Here is an 18,238-nt window from a genome sequence, read left to right as displayed (position 1 = left end):
GATGGTGGATCCAAGACGCCAGCCGACGCTTCCGGCCGACGCCGACGTGCATGTCCGCGAAATGTGGGACAGGATGACGCGTGCCTATCTCCTGACCGTGGTCAACGCCGACATCATCGAAGAGCACCGCCGCAACCCCACGGGCCACCACAGTGAACCGCTTGCAAGGCTCCTTGCGTGGTGCCAGCGCCGCCCGCTCTCCGAGCAATATGCCGTCAAGGCGGAGGCCGACGGTTCCTTCCGCATCGTATCGATGACCGGCCGGCGAGGAGTGGCGCCTACATACATTGGCGAAGCGCGCTTCGCTTCGTTGGAGGAGGCTCGCCACGGCGTGCTTATCCGGCACATCAGTGATCTCACAGGAAAGTAGTTATGGCCCAGCAGAAGGTATTTGGATACGCCGATCGCCTCTCAGTCCGCCCGGGGGAGGAGATAGCCTTCCATGTCAATGCCGACGGTACTACCGAAGCGACGGCACAGCTCGTCCGGCTGATACACGGCGACAATCATCCCGCTGGCCCCGGCTTCATTGAGGAAGAGCTCGACAGTCCTATTAACGGCAAATGGGCCGTCAGGAAGCAGTTCACCCAGCTCGGCAGCTATCTGGAGGTCAACGATCCGTCGAACAAGCTGGCGGAGGAGGGGGCGATCACACTGATGGCCTATGTCTGGCCAACGCTCTCTCAGTCGGGCAGGCGCCAGACCATCATGGGCCGCTGGGATACGCTCAGGAACAAAGGCTACGCCATCGGGATCAATCCTTCCGGTAATCTCGAATTCTGGGTTGGGGATGGCAAGGAGGTCGATTACGTCTCCGGCGAGCTCCCGATCCTTCCCCATGTCTGGTACTTCGTCGCAGCATCCTATGATCCGAAGACGGGCCGAGCCGAGCTCTATCAAGAGGGCGTCGTCAATCGCTATAACTCGCTCTACGGCCGCGTCGTTCCAGATGATTATGCCACTCACGTCGTCCAGAACTTCCGGTTCCGCCATGTGAACGGAGATGGCATTCCCTTCCTCATCGCGGGCGCGCTCGACGCCCATGAGCTGCGGGGCACCTTCGTCAACGACCTGTATGCGGGCAAGGTGGATCGTCCTGCGATCTGCAAGGGTGCCTTCACGCGCGAGCAACTCGATGCGTGCCGGGCGGGCGTCATGCCGCCCGCCGGCACGATCCTCGCTTACTGGGATACCACTGCAGGCTACGGGGCCAACGGCATTGGCCACCTGGTGAAGGACATCGGCCCTTACGAGCTTCACGCCAAGGGCGTTAACCACCCGGTCCGTGCGATGACGGGTTGGAACTGGAATGGCAAGGACGACTGCTTCCGCATCTCGCCGGAGCAATATGGCGGCATCGAGTTCCACCCAGACACTGTCACAGACTGCCGCTGGGAGGTCACCAAGCGCATGGTGGTGCCTCAGAATCTGAAGAGCGGCATCTATGCCGTCAGGCTGCGCGTCGGACCTGGCGTCAGCATCGCGGAAGAATACATCGTCTTTGTGCTGCGGGCCGCGAAGCCCGGCAACCAGCTCTGCTTCCTGGTGCCAACCGCAAGTTACCTCGCCTATGGCAACGAAAGCCTCAGCTTTGATGCCCACATCGTGCAGCCGATGACCGGCCAGCCCCCTGTGGTGACCGATCTCGACGTCGAGACCTATGAGCACCGCGAATATGGCCTCTCGACCTATGACAGTTATGAGGATGGTGCCGGCGTCTGCTATTCGTCCTTCCGCCGCCCGATCGTCAACATGCGGCCTAAGTACCGTATGTCCAGCATGGGCATCACCTGGCAGTTTCCGGCCGATCTGTCGATCGTCGCATGGATCGAGAAGATGGGTTACGACTGTGATTTCATCACCGACGAGGACCTCCACCGCGAAGGTCTCGAAGCGATCAAGTCCTATGCGTGCCTGATGACCGGCACACACCCCGAATATGTCTCCGAACGCATGCTCGACGCGCAGGAAGACTATGTCGCGCAGGGCGGCCGCCTCATCTACATGGGCGGCAACGGCTACTACTGGGTCGTCGGCTTCGACCCGGACGACACAGCCTGCATGGAGGTCCGCAAGCTCGATTCGGGCATGCGCGCCTGGGCGGCCCGGCCCGGCGAGCATTACCTCCAGACGACTGGCGAGAAGAGCGGGTTGTGGCGCAATCGCGGCCGCGCCCCGCAGAAACTCACTGGTGTTGGCTTCATTGCCGAAGGCTTCGAGACGGCAACACCTTACCGCAAGATGCCTGATGCTTGGCACCGTACCGTGTCGTGGATTACGGAGGGTGTGGAAGGCGAGATCATCGGCGACTGCGGCCTCGCCTATGGCGGTGCCGCTGGCATAGAGGTGGACCGCTACGACCTCAAGCTCGGGACGCCACCTCACACCAAGATCATTGCCTCATCAGGGGGACACTCGGATAACTATGTGCTGGTCACCGAAGAACTGCTCTATGCCTATGCGGGCCTTGTTGGTTCCCTAGACTATCGCATCCGCGGCGACATGATCTATTTTCCAGCGCCCAACAACGGTGCGGTCTTTGCCACGGGCTCGATTGGCTATGGCCAGGCGCTGCCGGCCAACAACTTTGAGAACAGCGCCTCCCGCGTCCTGAAGAACGTTGTCGATGCCTTCCTGAAGAAGGGCAAGCTTCCAGGCGGGCACTGGACCGTCGACGAAAAGCTGTGGCGGTAAAGAGCTACTGATCACGCCCGACAGCAGATCACGCTTTCGTCCCGGAAGGAGGTCATCATCTCGCTCTTGCCATGCAAGCCCACGGGAACTTCATAACTTCGACATCGAGAAGGAAGCGTCTTTCGCGAGGCGCCATCCATCGCAGGCGACGCACTCTGGACAACCTTGACCCACTGGTCCAGATTTCAGGTCGGGAAACACCCGGCCTGACTCATAACAAAAGACTTCGGAGGAAACAGATGTCGAAGCTCTCGATACCGGCACAGTCCCACTCGCGCCGGAAGGTGCTTGGAATGATGGCCGCAGGGTTGTCTGCCAGCACTATGGCCGGATCCGCCCACGCCAGTGACCAGCTCAAAGTTGCTGCGATTTTCGCCACGCCGATCGAAGAGCCTTGGGACAATCAGATCCATGTGGCCCTGCTCAAGGCTCAGAAGGAACTGGGAATCGACTACAAATGGTCGGAGAAGGTCGAGACCGCCGATTTCAGCCGCGTGATGACCGAATATGCCAAGGGAGGCTATGGCCTTGTGCTGGGTGACGCGTTTGCGGCCGAACGCGAGTCGCGAAAGACGGCCAAGCAGTTCCCGCAGACGGCCTTCCTCTTCGGCTCGGGCTCGGGTCCGGCAGATCCCAACTTCGGGGTTTTCGACAACTGGATTCATGAACCGGCCTATCTCTCGGGCCTTATCGCCGGCAAAATGTCCAAATCGGGCGTGGTCGGGGCCGTAGCGGCCATGGGCATTCCGGAAGTCAATCGGCTGGTGAATGCCTTCTTTCAGGGCGCGACTGAATCCCATCCGCAGGTGAAGAAGAAGGTTGCCTTTATCGGTTCATTTTTCGATCCGCCCAAGGCCAAGGAGGCGGCTCTTGCTCAGATCGATGCAGGCGCAGATGTGATTTATGCAGAACGCTTCGGTGTCATCGAAGCGTGCAAGGAGAAGGGCAAGCTCGCCATCTCCAACATGTCCGACCAGTCAGAACTTGGCCCGGACACCGTGATTACGGGTCCCGTTTGGGACATGTATCCAACCGTTCAACAGGCGATCAAACTGGTCAAGGCTGGCGTCTTCACGGCTCAGGACTACGGCGATTTCTCGCGGATGGCGAAAGGAGGCTCCTACCTCGCTCCCTATCACAACTTCGAAGAGAAATTGCCAGCGGATATCAAAGACATGGTGGCTAAAAGGCAGGCCGAGATCATCGACGGCAATTTCCGTGTCGACGTGAACGAAAACACGCCCGTTTCGGACTGATCGTAACGCAACCTTCCTTCCTTCGCCGTCCCCTTCCGTCTTCTTCTGCGGAGCGGGGCGGCGGAGATACGAGCGCCATTCTAGCTGGGCGGGGAAGGTGGAGCCACTCTCTGAGTCGGGATGATCAAGTTCATGGTAACGCCACTCATCGAAATGGCCGGCATCACAAAGCGGTTCGGTCAGCTGTTGGCCAATGATCATGTCAATCTCAACGTCTATCCGGGTGAGATTGTCGGCCTCCTTGGCGAGAATGGCGCCGGCAAGACGACCTTGATGAACATCCTCTTTGGTACATATGCTGCCGATGATGGGTCGATCAGGGTGAAAGGCAACCCGGTCCGTATACGCAACTCGGCAGAGGCACTTGCAGCCGGTATCGGCATGGTGCACCAGCACTTCCTTCTGGCACCGCGCCTTACCGTCATGGAAAACCTGCTGGTCGGTATGCCGGGTAAGGGAGTAGGGCTCGATCTTCCAGGCGCGCGGCGCAGGCTTGAAGAAATTGCCGGTGAATTCGGTCTCAAACTTGATCCGGAACGGCAGGTGTCTTCGCTCTCGGTGGGCGAACAGCAGCGGCTCGAAATCATCAAGGCGTTGTTCCGTGGCGCCAAAGTGCTGATCCTTGATGAGCCCACGGCCGTGCTGGCCCCGCCGGACGTCGACGGGCTGTTCAGCGCGCTCCGGGCTATAGCGGCAAGAAGCCTCGGGATCGTTTTCATTTCCCACAAGCTCAACGAGGTGCGTACCATCACCTCGCGCTGCGTAATCCTCAGGCATGGAAGGGTCACGGGAGAGATCACCGATCCGCGAAACGCGAGCACGCGGACGATAGCCGAATTGATGTGTGGACAGGAGATCAAGCCGACGATCCGCCCGCCCATGCCCAAGGGCAAGGAGCTGCTGGTGCTCGAGAGGATATCGACCGCGGGGCATGTCGGCACCGCTATCGGGGATGTGTCGCTCGCCGTGCGCGGGGGTGAGATCCTCGGTCTCGCCGGCGTATCCGGAAACGGCCAAAAGGCGCTCGCTGACGTGATCTCGGGCATGCTGAGGCCCATATCGGGCAAAATGACGATTGCCACACGCACGGTTCGTGATTTCACGCCTGCCGAAGTGCAGGGCCTGGGACTTGGGCGCGTTCCCGAGGATCGTCTTGCTTCGGGCCTCATCAGCTCCATGTCGCTGGCCGAAAGCATGGCCCTGCCGCGGATTGGCCAGGCGCCGTTCAGCTATGGTTCGCTGACGAGCCGCAAGGGCATGATCGACTTTGCCGAAAGGCAGATCCGCGAATTTGACATCCGCTGCAGTGGTCCGCACGCCCGTACCGGAACGCTCTCTGGCGGCAATCTGCAGAAGGCGCTGCTGGCCCGCGAGCTGGCTTTCGATCCGAAGGTCGTCATCGTCTCGCAGCCCACCCGTGGTCTGGACATCGCCGCCACGCGCTTTGTTCATGAGAAATTTCTCTCGCTAAGGGCCGCAGGCCGGGCGGTTCTGGTGATCAGCGAGGACCTCGACGAACTGATGACCCTGAGCGACCGAATCGCCGTGATCTACGAAGGCCGCATCGCCGGGGTTCTCACTGCCGAGGATGTGACGGTCAGCAAGCTCGGTCTTCTGATGAACGGCGCATTTGAGAAGGCTGCCTAATGGTACGTTTGCAACTTCGCCAGGACGTGTCGCCGGCGCTCAACATCGTCCTGCCGCTCGCGGCTGTCGCATCTACACTCGTCCTGTGCAGCGTGCTCATCAAGATCGCGGGGGCGCCGGTCGCTGCGGCCTATGGCGTCATGTTGTCGGCCGCATTTGGTGACACTTACGCAGTCACCGAGACGCTCGTTCGCGCTACCCCGATGATCTTCACGGGGCTTGCCGTTGCAATAGCCTTCCGGGCACGATTCTGGAATATCGGTGCCGAAGGCCAGCTGCTGTCGGGTGCGGTCCTCAGCTGCATGGTGGGGGCGATCAGCATGCCCGGCGCACTCGCTATCTTCCTGATGTTTGCTGCAGGTTTTGCCGGAGGTGCGGTCACGGCCATGATCCCGGCTGTTCTGCGCCTGAAGTTCAGGGTGGACGACGTGGTCAGCTCACTGCTGCTCAATTCGGTCGTCCTTTACGGACTCATGGCGCTCATCGAAGGGCCATGGAAGGACAGCCTCAGCGGCTATCCGATTTCACCCCCCATCGAAGATAGCGCAAATTTCCCTGTCTTCCTAGAAGGCACACGCCTTCATCTCGGCGTTCTGGCGGCATTTGTGGCCGCTCCGGTCGTATGGTTCATTATCGCCCGCACAGTCCTTGGCTTCAAGATCCGCGCGACGGGCGAAAATCCCGAGGCGGCCAGTTTTGCCGGCATCGGCACGGGCCGCATCATCTTCACGGCAGCACTTTTGTCCGGTGGGCTCGCCGGGCTGGCGGGTGTCTGCCAGGTCGGTGGGGTGCATTACCAAGTCATGGCAGAAATTTCCCCAGGCTACGGGTATTCCGGCATCGTCATTGCTATGCTGGCTAGGCTCAACCCCTTAGGTGTCGTGCCGGCTGCTCTCTTCTTGAGCGCTGTAATGGTGGGTGCAGATGCGATGTCGCGCGCAACCGGCGTTCCTGCCTTTATCGCGCAGGTCATCCAGGGCGTTGCGCTGCTGTCCATGCTGGTCGCACTGCTGCTGACTCAGTATCGTGTGCAATTTGGATCGGCTTCAGCATGAGCGCTGTTCTCGAGCAAATATTCCAGGTAGGTTTTGTCGCCGCCATCATTCGCATTGCTACACCACTGGCATTGGCGACCCTGGGGGAAATGCTTTCCGAGCGTTCCGGCGTTCTGAACCTGGGTATCGAAGGCATTATGCTGCTCTCGGCGATGACTGGTTTCATGGGCGCCTACTACAGCGGAAACCTATGGACTGGGATTCTGGTTGCAGCGCTGACGGGCGCCTTGTTTGCAGCCCTCCATGCCGCGCTTACTGTTATCCTCGGGGTTAGCCAGCATGTGTGCGGTATCGGCATTACGTTGCTATGCACCGGGCTGGCCTATTTTTTCTTCCGTCTGTCTTTCACCGATTCCTCGCATCCAGCAACAATCGAGTCTTTCCGGACGATTGCCATTCCCATCCTGTCAGACGTTCCCGTGCTTGGGCCGGCGCTATTCAATCAATTCGCTCTCACCTATCTGACTGTGCTGCTCATCCCGCTGCTGGGTTTCTTGCTCTACCGCACACCTTGGGGGCTCAATCTGCGAATGGCTGGCGAAAACCCCCGCGCTGCCGATGCGGCCGGGGTCAATGTCGTTGCAACACGTTTTTGGGCGGTTACTTTCGGCGGCGCGCTGATGGGTGTGGCCGGCGCTTTTCTCTCAATGGCACAGTTCAACTCTTTTACATTCGGCGTCATCTCGGGACGGGGCTGGATTGCCATCGCACTTGTGGTGTTTGGCCGCTGGGATCCCTGGCGTTGCGCCGGGGCTGCTCTGCTGTTTGCTTGTGTTGACGCATTGCAACTCAGGCTTCAAGCGGCAGGGATCACTCATATTCCCTACGAAGTCTTTCTCGCATTGCCGTTCGTGTTCACCATCCTCGCGATGGCGGTCATGTCACGTGATGCCGCAGCCCCGCCGGCATTGCTCCGGCCCTTCCGAAAGGAAGAACGCTGAAATCTGGCCGTACTCGCCGCGCGAGTTTGCAGACACTGAATCAAAGACTACCCCCCTGGCCCCGGAGCCGGTCTTGGTTATGCTGAGTTCTTCAACCCGCCGTACAATCCGCAGCAAGAAGTAGTTCGGTGAGGTCGTGATAGCGTTGACCATCGCGTCCGGTGATCTCCCGGATGCGCTCGAGCCGCGCATAGAGTGTATTGGCGTGCTTGCCCATGCGGCGGGCGGCCTTTTGAACGTTCATGTCAGCATCTGCAAGTGCGTGCAACGTCGAGATGAGGGAGCCGCGCGAGTGCTCATCGGCTTCAATGAGAGTAACGAGCCATTGCGGTGGAGTGGAGCGAATGTCGTCGGCGCCGCGGCGTACCAGGAGACCGCGCACAGGCAGCATACTGAACTGCTGCACGCGTGTGGCGACGCTTGCGAAATCGAGCGCGATTGCCGCCTCGTTCTGAGCCTTGGGAAGAAAAGCCGTGGACGGATGATCGGCGCTTATGCCAGTGAGCACCGCTGGTCCTAGCACCTGCAATTGACCATATGCGCGCTGGGCGAGAGTGCTGCTCGGCGCGGTCCATCCAGATTGCCGCCGCCGGTCCGACAGGATGGCCGTCACTAGATTGTTCCGGACGCCGGCAAGCAGGCGGATCGAGGTTCCAGCGAGGCAATCGCCAAGCGAAGCGATGATGCGCTGAGCACGTTCGGAATGCTCCATCTCGGTGGCATTCACAGGTTGCACCAGCACCACGCAATAGGCCTGGCGCTGTTCGAGGTAGCCTGCGCGCTTCAGGAGCCGCGCTATCCTGCCGTCGGCCTCATCATAGCCAGAGAGCAGGATGCTGAGGAGCTCAGTGCGTTGGTTGCCTTCGGCCTCAGCCAATGCACGCGTGCGATCGACATATTCGGCCGCGGCAACGACGCTGACGGCGTTGGTGTACTCGATGGCGAAATCGGCAACCGCCGCCACCGCCTGCTCGACCCTCGCGGTGAGAGTGGCTGTTACTGCGCCGCGCAGCCAATGGGACAGCACGCGGTGACCGCAACGGTAGGCATGGAGCGACACTTCCAGAGGAAAGCGCTGCTCCGCCCTCAGCCTGGCATGGCTGCGCACGAAGCCGAATTCCCCAAGGGTTCCTTCCTCCATAAGACGGCAGATCTCGTCAACATGCTCTCTCCAATGGCTCGACAGTCCAGGGAGAACCTGGGGGTTGGCAGAGGTGGCGAAGGCAGGAACTTCTGCCAGCACGGCATCGCGCAGTGCCTGCGCGGCAGCGTCGGTCCGTAGCGCCAGGGCGCCATGAACATGCGGAATGACCCCGAGAGCCGAGAGGTCGGCAAGGCTCCGGCGCAATGGGTTAAGATGGGACTGAGTGAGCATTATTGTGAATGTTTCACATTTTTTTACGCATGAAAAACACAGAACCCACCATAACGGACATGCTGTTTTGTTGATAATAGACAATGCCAGCCGGATCAACGGCAAAAGCTATGGAGAGAGTCATGACCAAGTACCTTTTCGTCTATCACGGAACCACAGGACCCGTTCCAACGGATCCGGTCCTAATCAAGGCCATTCATGATGCCTGGGGTGAATGGTTCGGGTCTTTGGGATCAGCGGTGATCGACGGGGGCAATCCGGTGGGAAAATCCAGTACGGTGAAGCCAGATGGCGCGCTGGTGAGCGGTGGAGGCGCCAATCCGGCGAGCGGCTATAGCCTGATCGAGGCCTCAAGCCTTGAAGATGCCCACAAGAAGGCCAGCGGCTGCCCGATCCTGAAAAACGGCGGATCGATTGAAATCGCCGCCTGCATTGACATGTGAGGACGCAGATCATGGGAAAGATCACCGGAAGCTGCCAGTGTGGTGCCGTACGTTACGAAATCGATGCGGAGCCAATGGTAGCGCTGCATTGCGAATGCCTTGATTGCAAGAAATCGTCGGGTTCGGGACATATCACAGCTGGCGCATTTCCTGAGGCCGCTGTGCATGTTACCGGAACCTTGAAGAGCTATTCATCCATTGCCGATTCAGGCGCGACGGCGACGCGTGGGTTCTGCCCGGAATGCGGGGGCAGGATCAGCTTCAAGTCGAGTGGAATACCTGGAATGCTGGCGATCACGGCTGGCTCGATGGACGATCCCCAAGCGATTTCACCCTCGATTGCGGTCTATCACAAAAGGCATGTGAGCTGGGACCATCTCGACCCCAGCCTGCCAGTCGCCGAAACTTCGCCACAACGTGACCGAGGATAAACTGCTATGGATTGCCAAGAGGTGTCGTTGCCGAACGGTGCATGAGCCCGAAGTGCAAGGCTGATACTCCTCGGCCTGAGATTGTTGAATGTCAGACAGAGACCAGAGAGCCGCCAGACTGATAGCACTCCTAAACGCTGCGCGGCGGCCCCCACCCGGCCCCGCGCGGATCTTTTTGGCGGTTTCCCTTGGCGCCGTTAGCCACGCGCTGTTCATTGCGGGCGTCCTCGCCATGATCGTGGCAATGTATTCTGGACTGAGCAAATGCCGCGGTGAGGTTCCGTGGCCCTGGGCGGGACTTGCCAATGCAGCCTTGCTTCTCCAGTTCCCTCTCGCCCATTCGGCGTTGTTGACACCTCGAGGTGGACGGCTGCTATCCCACCTCATTCCCGGCCTTCATGGCGTGACCTTGGCGACGACAACATATGCCACCATCGCCTCCTTGCAGCTCCTCGTCCTGTTCATATTCTGGACTCCGTCTGGAATCGTCTGGTGGCGCGCTGAGGGGATCGCCCTTTGGATGTTGACCGGAGCGTATGCGGCGAGCTGGGTTTTGCTCATGAAGGCAATTTTCGATGCCGGGACGGAGCTGCAATTGGGCGCACTGGGCTGGTTGTCGCTTCTGGCCCGTATCAAGCCGCAGTATCCTGACATGCCAACACTGGGATTGTTCCGGCATATCCGCCAGCCGATATATGTTGCCTTTGCGCTTACACTGTGGACAGTGCCGGTATGGACGCCGGATCAGCTGGTCCTGGCCATCAGTTACACAGCCTATTGTGTGCTGGCCCCCCGCCTGAAAGAACGCAGATTTGCTTTTCGTTATGGCGATCGCTTCAAGCATTACCGCAATTCAGTCCCTTATATGCTTCCCAGCTCACGCGCGCCAAAGACCCTCACGATGCGCAATGATCTCTCGATCTACAACGCTGTGGCTGATCAATGGTGGTCTGATGACGTGCGCTGGGTGCGCACGCTGAAGAATCTCGTTCCGGGAAGGTTGACGTGGTTCGACCGGCACATCGAATGGCCGGGCAAAGATGTTCTTGATCTCGGTTGCGCGGGTGGATTTATGGCAGAGGCCATGGCACGCCGAGGCGCCAATGTTACCGGAATCGATCCCGCAGCAGGCGCAATCGAAGCCGCCCGCAGTCACCTCCAAGAGTCGAGCCTCGACATCCGATATGATGTTGGGGCAGGCGAGGCACTCCCTTACGCCGACTTCAGTTTCGATGTCGTCGTTTGTGTTGATGTGCTCGAGCACGTTTCGGATCTTAACGAGGTTCTGGCGCAGGTCACACGTGTACTGCGCCCCGGCGGTCTTTTCCTGTTCGACACCATCAACCGCAACACGCTGGCGAAGCTTGTCATGATCACCCTCGCTGAGGATATATTGCGATTGTTGCCTGCTGGAACCCACGACCCATCAATGTTTATCAAGCCGGAAGAGTTGCGCATTGCCCTTCATAAGGCAGGGCTGGAGCCGGGATCGACCGTCGGTCTTGGTCCCCGAGGCCTGACCAGGCGCTTCGATTTGACCTTCGGCCCGATACCAATGACAACGATCATATTCATGGGGATCGCGCGCAAACCTCATAGCGTTGCAGCCAGTCTCAGGGAGAATGTGAGTTGCATCTGATCAAGCTAGCCGTCGGCATCTTGTCAGCCGCGCTCATCGCGTTGGCAGTGTGGCAGTTGAAGCAGGCGGAACACGGGGTAATAATTTCCACGGTGACTATCGAGGGCATTCCTGCCACCACCTACCGGCCCGCTAATGGCGGTCCGGCGCCCGCCGTGGTCATTGCGCATGGCTTTGCCGGATCGCAGCAGCTGATGACGTCCTTTGCCCTTGCCTTCGCACGCAATGGCTACATTGCCATTACTTTTGATTTCGCGGGCCATGGCCGCAATACCCAGCCGATGAGCGGCGACGTCAACCTCATCGAAGGTGCGACCCGCAGGCTTCTTGAAGATGTATCGGCCGTCGCTGCGAACGCCCGCGCTCTTGGTGATGGGCGCATTGCCGTACTGGGCCACTCCATGGCCTCCGACATCATCGTACGCTTTGCCAACAGTGATCCGTCTGTTGCAGCCACCATCGCAGTTTCGATGTTTTCACCCGCCGTCACAGCGGTACTACCACGCAACCTGCTGGTGATCGCGGGCGCCTGGGAAGGAACGTTGAAGCGTGAGGCTCTGCGCGATGTGGGGCTCGTGTCCGCGCCGCAACTGCCGGTCCCAGGTATCACTTACGGGGATTTCGGCTCCGGTACGGCGCGCCGGGCGGCCTTCAGCCCCTATGCTGATCATGTCAGCGTTCTCTTCAATCAGGTCACGATGCGCGAATCGCTTGACTGGCTGGACCAGAGTTTCGGTGTTGGACGCCCTGTTCCGGCCAAGCTACACTGGCGCGGCCCCTGGATCATTGCATTGTTGGCCGGCGTCGTGATGCTGGGCTGGCCGCTTTCCGCGCTCTTGCCGCGCGTCAGTTCGATTTCGGCCGGCGCCGGCCTCTCGTGGCCAAGCATTTGGCCAGGGGTGGTTTTGCCGTTGATTGTAACGCCGCTCATTCTTCGTGTCCTGCCTACGCATTTCTTGCCCTTGCTCGTGGGAGATTATCTTGCCATTCATTTTTTCCTGTATGGCTTTATCAGCTTCGCCTGGCTGTTATGGCAAGCTCGGGGAAGTATGATGGAGAAGCTGCGATTCAGCTCATGGTCCCGATTCATGGCTGCGCTTCTTGCCGTGATTGCCTATGGCTTTGCAGGACTTGTCTGGCCACTGGACACCTACGTGGCGTCCTTCGTTCCTGTGGGCAGCAGGCCAATGCTTGTAGCCGTTCTGCTACTGGGTACGCTGCTGTACTTTCTCTCGGACGAATGGCTGTCGCGCGGCAGCGGCGCTGCGCGCGGCGCTTACATCGTGACCAAGCTCGCCTTTCTCCTGTCGCTGGCGATTGCGGTGTCTCTCGATCCTGATCGTTTGTTCTTTCTGGTCATCATCGTGCCGGTGATGGTGCCGTTCCTCATCGTGTATGGCTTGTTCAGCAGATGGATTTACGCAAGAACCGGCCAGCCCCTGGTGGCTGGCGCCGCCTCTGCCCTGGCCTTCGCATGGGCCATTGGCGTTACCTTTCCGCTCGTGTCGGGCTAGAAGCGGCAATCATCGGCATCCAGAGTGATCTGCCCTTCTCAGCGACCTTCGTTGAGGGTCAGCAGCGGCATTTCAGGAGTGCGGACGGAAAAGATCCCCAACTGCGGCGCATTGCTTGCCGTCGAAGTCAGGTAGTCTTCATAAGGCATTCGAACAAGCATTTGAGAGTAGTGATGGGCGACGGATGCGTCACCTGCGGCGATGGCTTGGGCGACCTTTTCATGGAGAGGAAGACCCAATCCGAATTGCCCTGGCGCGGAGGTGGTCTCCCGTACCTGGCGTGCCATCATTTCCGAAATCATGCTCCCCAGATAGCTCAGCATGCGGTTGCCCGACGCTTTATAGATGGCGCTGTGAAAGGCAATGTCGCAGGAGATTGAATAAGCATGGTCGCCTCCCGCAAGCAGCGTCTCGTTGGAACGCAGGAGCTTGCCGTAGAGATCCAGTATCTCCTGGCGCTGCGCCTGGGTTGCGCGGACTGCCGCCTGAAACGAGGCCATCGGTTCGAAGATCAGCCTGAACTCCAGGAAGTCGCGAACGAAGTTCTCGCGCCGGCCATATTGCCAGATCCACTTCAGAACATCGATGTCCATGACATTCCATTCGGTCTCGGGCGTGACCCGAATACCGATCTTCGGCGTGGCGCGAAGCATGCCCTTCTCCGCCAGCACGCGTGTCACTTCGCGCACCACGGTGCGGCTGGCCCCCAAATAGTCGCACAAGTCCTGTTCGCGCGGCAGGCTGCCGCCTGTTGCGAGAAACTTACCCTGCACGATGTCCCGTCCCAGCAGGTCCAGCACATAGCTGAACAGGGAAGGCCGATTCTTTCGTTCGGTCATTTTCGAAATTCCTGTTGAGCGCTTCTAGTCCCCCTCGAGTCACCATTCCAGCCCATCGGTCTTGACAGTCTACTCATATTATAATCTTATAACCGACTTCAAGCGTCACGGTCTTGAGGGGGACATGGACGGCTTCTGGGACATTCTGTGGCGGGAGCTTCCGCGCTTTCTGCCGGTTCTGCTCGGGGGGTTCGTCATCTCGATTTCCGTGGCTGCCTGCAGCTTCGTCATTGCGATGCTGGGCGGATTGATGCTCGCCATTGGAAAAATGTCTAAGAACCGCTGGGTGTCGCGCTGTGCCAGTTGGTATATTGAGATCATCCGTGGCACGCCGGCGCTTACCCAGCTTTTCATCATCTACTTCGGTCTGTCGCAATATGGAATCGACGTGCCAGGTTTCGCCGCTGCCGTGCTGGGTCTCGGCATGAACGGCGCTGCTTATGTTGCTGAGATTTTCCGCGCCGGCCTCACGGCAATTCCCGATGGACAGCGGCAAGCCGCCCTGTCTCTGGGACTGACGCCGGTCCAGACCTTCTCGCATATACTAGTCCCGCAGGCGTTCAAGCTCATGCTTCCGCCCTTTTGCAGCTATAGCGTCCAGCTTCTGAAGGATACTTCGCTTGCATCCGTCGTTGCGGCTCCGGAAATCATGTTCCGTGCGCGGATGCTCATCGCTGAAACTTATTTCTCGATGCAGATATATATGCTGGTCGCGTTGATCTATCTCTCAGTGTCTGTGCCTCTCGGCATCCTGGCGAACTACCTGCACAGACACATGCATGGCCCACGAATGGCGAGGGTCTGAGAGCATGGATGAGGCCTGGGGTTATATCGCGGAGTGGTCTCCTGAACTTGCATTCGCTGCACTCGAGACTCTCAAGCTCACGTTCTTGTCCTTCGTGGTGGCGGCTATCCTGGGAGTTCCCATCTGTGCCTTGCGGGTGAGCGAGGTGCGGGGAATCCGCTATTTTGCTGCATCCTTCATTGAAATCGTTCGTGGCCTGCCGATCCTCGTTCTCCTCTTCCTGCTGTATTTTGGTTTGCCTGCCATTCTACCCAGCCTTCGGTGGAGTTCGGTGGCCTGCGCAGTCATCGGATTCGGCCTGCAGGGCGGCGTGCAACTCGCTGAGATCTACCGTGCGGGATTGGGCGCCATCGACCGGGGTGAGCGGGAAGCGGCATTGGCCCTAGGCCTTACGCCTCTGCAGAGACTGCTTCACGTGAGTGTTCCCCAGGCCTTCAACGTCAGTTTGCCGCCCACCGGCAACTACCTTGTCGGACTTCTCAAGGACACCTCCATCGCATCGATTATCGCGGCGCCGGAACTCATGCTCAGAGCCAAGGATCTCTCTTCCGCGAGCTTCATGCCCATGCCGATCTACATTTTCGTGGCGCTTATCTACTTCGTGATGAGTTACCCGCTTTCGGTGGCGTTGCAACGCGCCGAACGGCGGATGGCAAGAGCCTAGTCGTGAACGTGCCTGCAACAACATGGAGGAAACAATGAACTGGAAGAAACAGACGACATCACTCACACGCCGTGATGCCCTGTTGGGAGCGGCGGCTATCGCGGGTGCAACTCTTGTACCTCGCAGCGTCAGGGCCGCAGGTGTCGAGACACTCGTTCCTGGCAAGCTCACGGTCGGAATGTTGGGTGACATGCCCATGACCAGCGTGAAGGACGGACAATTGATCGGAACGGACGGCGATCTTGCCGTTCAGATCGCCAAAAGCCTCGGACTTGAGGTCGCAACAAAGTCTATGGAGTGGAATGCGCTCATCCAGGCCACCAAGCAGGGCCAGGTTGATGTGCTGATCGGGTCCGTAGGCTGGACGGAAGACCGCGCCAAGGTCATGTTGCTGTCCGACCCCATCTATTACTTCGGAACTCTGCTGATCCAGAAGACCGATACCAACTGGAACAGCTTTGCCGACATGAAGGGCCGTACGGTCGGCACGGTGTCGGGCTTTACCCTTGTTCCTGAGCTCAAGACAGTCGAAGGCATCGGCGAGGTGAAGCTCTATGACACGCAGGACGCCGTGATGCGCGACATCGTGGCGGGCCGTCTCGACATCGGCATTTTGGATCCTGCCCTGGTCGAATATGCCATCAAGCAGCATCCCGATTGGGGTATCCACCAGGTGGCGGTTGAGCCCATGCCCGACAAATATCCGATCATGTCCAAGAAGTACTATTCGATCTTCGCCACCCCAATGGAGCGCAAAGGCCTGGCCGACGCGATCAATGCGGAGATCGGAAAGATCTGGGCCAACTGCGACAACGTGAAGTCGATGGCGGCCTATGGTCTGGCCTCAAAGGCCTGGTTTGACCCGCCGGCGGACAACTATCGCGCCGGTATCGACCGTCCGAAGGATTGGAAGGCGCCCACCGCCGCCGATTCCTGCTTCTCCTGACACCCTCCCGCGGGTGCGCCTCGCGCGCACCCGCAACCACAAGGCCAGCAGCATGCCGATTCTGCGTATCACCAACCTCGAAAAGAGCTTTGGCCCCTTGACGGTCTTGGCCGGAGTCAGCTTTGAGGTGGAGCGCGGCCAGAAGGTCGCCATCATCGGTCCAAGCGGATCGGGCAAGACCACCTTGCTCCGCTGTATCAATTTTCTGGAGCGTCCTACGGGTGGGGCCATCGAAATCGACGGCCAGGCCTTCGGCATCAAGAACGTTGGCGGACAGGACCGCTATGAAAGCGACCGCGCCCTAGCCAAGCGCCGCGCCGACATCGGCTTCGTGTTCCAGCGTTTCAATCTCTTCTCCCATCTCACGGCGCTCGAGAACGTGGCGCTTGCGCCGCGCCTGGTGCGCAAAGCGTCCCGCGTGGAAGCGGAAGCGCTGGCCCGAAAGATGCTGGCCCGAGTAGGCCTCGAAGCCAAGGCGGATACCATGCCAGAAGCCCTGTCCGGCGGTCAGCAGCAGCGCGTCGCCATCGCCCGGGTACTGGCCATGCAGCCCAAACTCATTCTCTTCGATGAGCCGACCTCCGCCCTCGACCCCGAATTGGTGGGCGAGGTGCTGGCCGTCATGCGTAGCCTCGCAGCTGAAGGGATGACGATGTTGATCGTGACCCATGAAATCCGCTTCGCAGCCGAAGTGGCAGACCGGGTGATCTTCATGGATCATGGACGAATTGCTGCCGACGGAACCCCGCGTGACGTCATTATCAACCATCCCACGGAGAGGGTCCGGCAATTCCTCCGCTCCCTGTCGAGTGATGACAAGACCGAAGGGAATACCGCGTGAAGATCGCCAGTGTGGAGTTCTTTCCACTTTCCATTCCCTACCGCCATACTGAAGTCAGCTCGCGGGTAGCCCGTCGAGGCGTCAGCGATGTTATCCTCCGCATGACGACGGATGAGGGCTTGGTTGGCTGGGGTGAATGCTGTGCCGGGGCGGACACTGTCTCGATCGAGGGCGCGGCCAGAGCGATGCTTCCCCTGATCATCGGGCGGGACCCACGGGATAGCGAGCTGATCCGGCGCGACGTGTTCAAGCTGGGCCTCTGGGACTATCGCCTTCACACCGGCAATTTCGCCTATGCAGGTTTTGATATGGCGATGCTGGACATCGCATCTCAGGCCTGTGGCCTGCCCCTCTGGCGCTTTCTCGGGGGCCGCGGTGCAGAGGGGCCCGTCAGCTATTTCTGTTATCTCGCGCGCGGCTCGGATGAGGCGCTCGCAGCGCAATGTGATGAAGCCGTTCGGGGCGGCTATCAGCACTATTATCTGAAGGTCGGCCTCTCCGACGCGGAGGATGAACGCATGCTGCGTACGGTGCGCAACGCCATAGGTCCCGATGCGAAGCTCCGCATCGATGCCAATGAGGCCTGGAGCGAGCCTCACGCCATCAGCCTCATGCGCAAATGGAACGCAGCGTATGACGTTGACTTCGTTGAAGCCCCGGTCCGCGCCCATCCCATTCGTCTCATGGCGGAGTTCCGCCGCAGGATCGACGTGCCTCTCTGCGCCAATGAGGGGCTTGATGGAGAATCGAACGTGATGGAAATGATCCATCATCGCGCCGCTGATGTGCTGTGTTTTTCGAGTTACTGGGTGGGGTCGCTCCGCACCTTCCTCAATCTCGCCCGCACCGCCTCCAGCACGGGCATCAGCGTGTGCAAGCATAGCCATGGCGAATTCGGAATTGCCGCCGCCGCGCATCAGCATGCGCTGCTGACCATCGCCAATGGTGTGGGTGGCCATCAGCAGACGGCCAGCGTCATGGCGGATTGCATTCTGCGTGAGCCTCTTCCTATCGCCCATTCTCCCCACTGGGAGGCGCGGGAGGATCCAGGACTTGGAGTTAGCGTCGATCTTGAAAAGCTCGATTTCTATCACCGCGCCTATCTCCGCGATGGGCAGTTCATGCCCTGGGCCGGAATTTAAGTTTCA

17 protein-coding genes are annotated in these 18,238 nt (G+C 59.4%); 15 read left to right on the top strand and 2 right to left on the bottom strand.

All coding sequences use genetic code 11. The features are described from left to right. The first annotated feature begins 1 nt into the window (after position 1). The 6 genes from ACO06F_RS08620 to ACO06F_RS08595 all read left to right on the top strand — a co-directional run bounded on the left by ACO06F_RS08620 (position 2) and on the right by ACO06F_RS08595 (position 7,593). A complete protein-coding gene (locus ACO06F_RS08620) occupies positions 2-370 on the top strand; it encodes a hypothetical protein (protein ID WP_421696281.1) in 369 nt (122 codons plus the stop codon). Positions 371-372: 2 nt separating this feature from the next. Next, positions 373-2,694: a N,N-dimethylformamidase beta subunit family domain-containing protein gene (locus ACO06F_RS08615; protein WP_421696280.1), complete on the top strand. Its 2,322-nt coding sequence runs from the start codon at positions 373-375 to the stop codon at positions 2,692-2,694. Positions 2,695-2,933: 239 nt separating this feature from the next. Then, positions 2,934-3,950 carry a BMP family protein gene (locus ACO06F_RS08610; RefSeq protein ID WP_421696648.1) on the top strand — a complete coding sequence of 339 codons (1,017 nt, stop codon included), beginning with the start codon at positions 2,934-2,936 and terminating at the stop codon, positions 3,948-3,950. Positions 3,951-4,082: 132 nt separating this feature from the next. Further along, on the top strand, positions 4,083-5,597 hold the full coding sequence (locus tag ACO06F_RS08605) for an ABC transporter ATP-binding protein (protein WP_421696279.1): 1,515 nt from the start codon (positions 4,083-4,085) through the stop codon (positions 5,595-5,597). Next, positions 5,597-6,652 carry an ABC transporter permease gene (locus ACO06F_RS08600; protein WP_421696278.1) on the top strand — a complete coding sequence of 352 codons (1,056 nt, stop codon included), beginning with the start codon at positions 5,597-5,599 and terminating at the stop codon, positions 6,650-6,652. Before ACO06F_RS08605 ends, ACO06F_RS08600 begins: the two co-directional genes overlap by 1 nt. Further along, positions 6,649-7,593 (top strand): ABC transporter permease, encoded by a 945-nt coding sequence (locus ACO06F_RS08595; RefSeq protein ID WP_421696277.1) that lies wholly within the window; start codon positions 6,649-6,651, stop codon positions 7,591-7,593. The genes ACO06F_RS08600 and ACO06F_RS08595 overlap by 4 nt, the downstream gene beginning before the upstream one ends. Positions 7,594-7,684: 91 nt before the next feature. Here the strand turns inward: ACO06F_RS08595 and ACO06F_RS08590 are convergent, their stop codons facing one another. Beyond that, on the bottom strand, positions 7,685-8,968 hold the full coding sequence (locus tag ACO06F_RS08590; RefSeq protein WP_421696276.1) for a PucR family transcriptional regulator: 1,284 nt from the start codon (positions 8,966-8,968) through the stop codon (positions 7,685-7,687). Between the two features lie 122 nt (positions 8,969-9,090). Between ACO06F_RS08590 and ACO06F_RS08585 the strand changes: the two genes are divergently transcribed. From ACO06F_RS08585 to ACO06F_RS08570, 4 genes are all read left to right on the top strand, one after another. Then, complete coding sequence (locus tag ACO06F_RS08585) at positions 9,091-9,411, top strand: hypothetical protein (protein WP_421696275.1); 321 nt, start codon at positions 9,091-9,093, stop codon at positions 9,409-9,411. 11 nt (positions 9,412-9,422) lie between these two features. Continuing rightward, on the top strand, positions 9,423-9,842 hold the full coding sequence (locus tag ACO06F_RS08580; protein ID WP_421696274.1) for a GFA family protein: 420 nt from the start codon (positions 9,423-9,425) through the stop codon (positions 9,840-9,842). A gap of 175 nt (positions 9,843-10,017) precedes the next feature. Continuing rightward, positions 10,018-11,481, top strand: coding sequence for a bifunctional 2-polyprenyl-6-hydroxyphenol methylase/3-demethylubiquinol 3-O-methyltransferase UbiG (gene ubiG, locus ACO06F_RS08575; protein WP_421696273.1), 1,464 nt, complete (start codon positions 10,018-10,020; stop codon positions 11,479-11,481). Further along, a complete protein-coding gene (locus ACO06F_RS08570) occupies positions 11,472-12,995 on the top strand; it encodes an alpha/beta hydrolase (protein ID WP_421696272.1) in 1,524 nt (507 codons plus the stop codon). The genes ubiG and ACO06F_RS08570 overlap by 10 nt, the downstream gene beginning before the upstream one ends. 38 nt (positions 12,996-13,033) lie before the next feature. Here the strand turns inward: ACO06F_RS08570 and ACO06F_RS08565 are convergent, their stop codons facing one another. Beyond that, on the bottom strand, positions 13,034-13,834 hold the full coding sequence (locus ACO06F_RS08565; protein ID WP_421696271.1) for a FadR/GntR family transcriptional regulator: 801 nt from the start codon (positions 13,832-13,834) through the stop codon (positions 13,034-13,036). Positions 13,835-13,958: 124 nt separating this feature from the next. Here ACO06F_RS08565 and ACO06F_RS08560 point away from each other — a divergent pair, with 124 nt between their 5' ends. Genes ACO06F_RS08560 through ACO06F_RS08540 form a run of 5 tightly spaced genes read left to right on the top strand, consistent with a single transcriptional unit; the run spans position 13,959 to position 18,232 of the window. After that, a complete protein-coding gene (locus ACO06F_RS08560; RefSeq protein ID WP_421696270.1) occupies positions 13,959-14,639 on the top strand; it encodes an amino acid ABC transporter permease in 681 nt (226 codons plus the stop codon). A gap of 4 nt (positions 14,640-14,643) precedes the next feature. Further along, positions 14,644-15,303 (top strand): amino acid ABC transporter permease, encoded by a 660-nt coding sequence (locus tag ACO06F_RS08555; protein ID WP_421696269.1) that lies wholly within the window; start codon positions 14,644-14,646, stop codon positions 15,301-15,303. A gap of 34 nt (positions 15,304-15,337) precedes the next feature. Further along, the gene (locus ACO06F_RS08550) at positions 15,338-16,249 is read left to right on the top strand and encodes a substrate-binding periplasmic protein (protein WP_421696268.1); all 912 of its coding nucleotides are present in this window, start codon (positions 15,338-15,340) and stop codon (positions 16,247-16,249) included. Positions 16,250-16,301: 52 nt separating this feature from the next. Further along, positions 16,302-17,090 (top strand): amino acid ABC transporter ATP-binding protein, encoded by a 789-nt coding sequence (locus ACO06F_RS08545; protein ID WP_421696267.1) that lies wholly within the window; start codon positions 16,302-16,304, stop codon positions 17,088-17,090. After that, positions 17,087-18,232, top strand: coding sequence for a mandelate racemase/muconate lactonizing enzyme family protein (locus ACO06F_RS08540; RefSeq protein WP_421696266.1), 1,146 nt, complete (start codon positions 17,087-17,089; stop codon positions 18,230-18,232). The genes ACO06F_RS08545 and ACO06F_RS08540 overlap by 4 nt, the downstream gene beginning before the upstream one ends. Positions 18,233-18,238: the final 6 nt, after the last annotated feature.

Source organism: Aestuariivirga sp. (genome assembly GCF_965227715.1).
Classification (GTDB): domain Bacteria; phylum Pseudomonadota; class Alphaproteobacteria; order Rhizobiales; family Aestuariivirgaceae; genus Aestuariivirga.
This window is presented reverse-complemented; position numbering and strand designations above follow the sequence as displayed.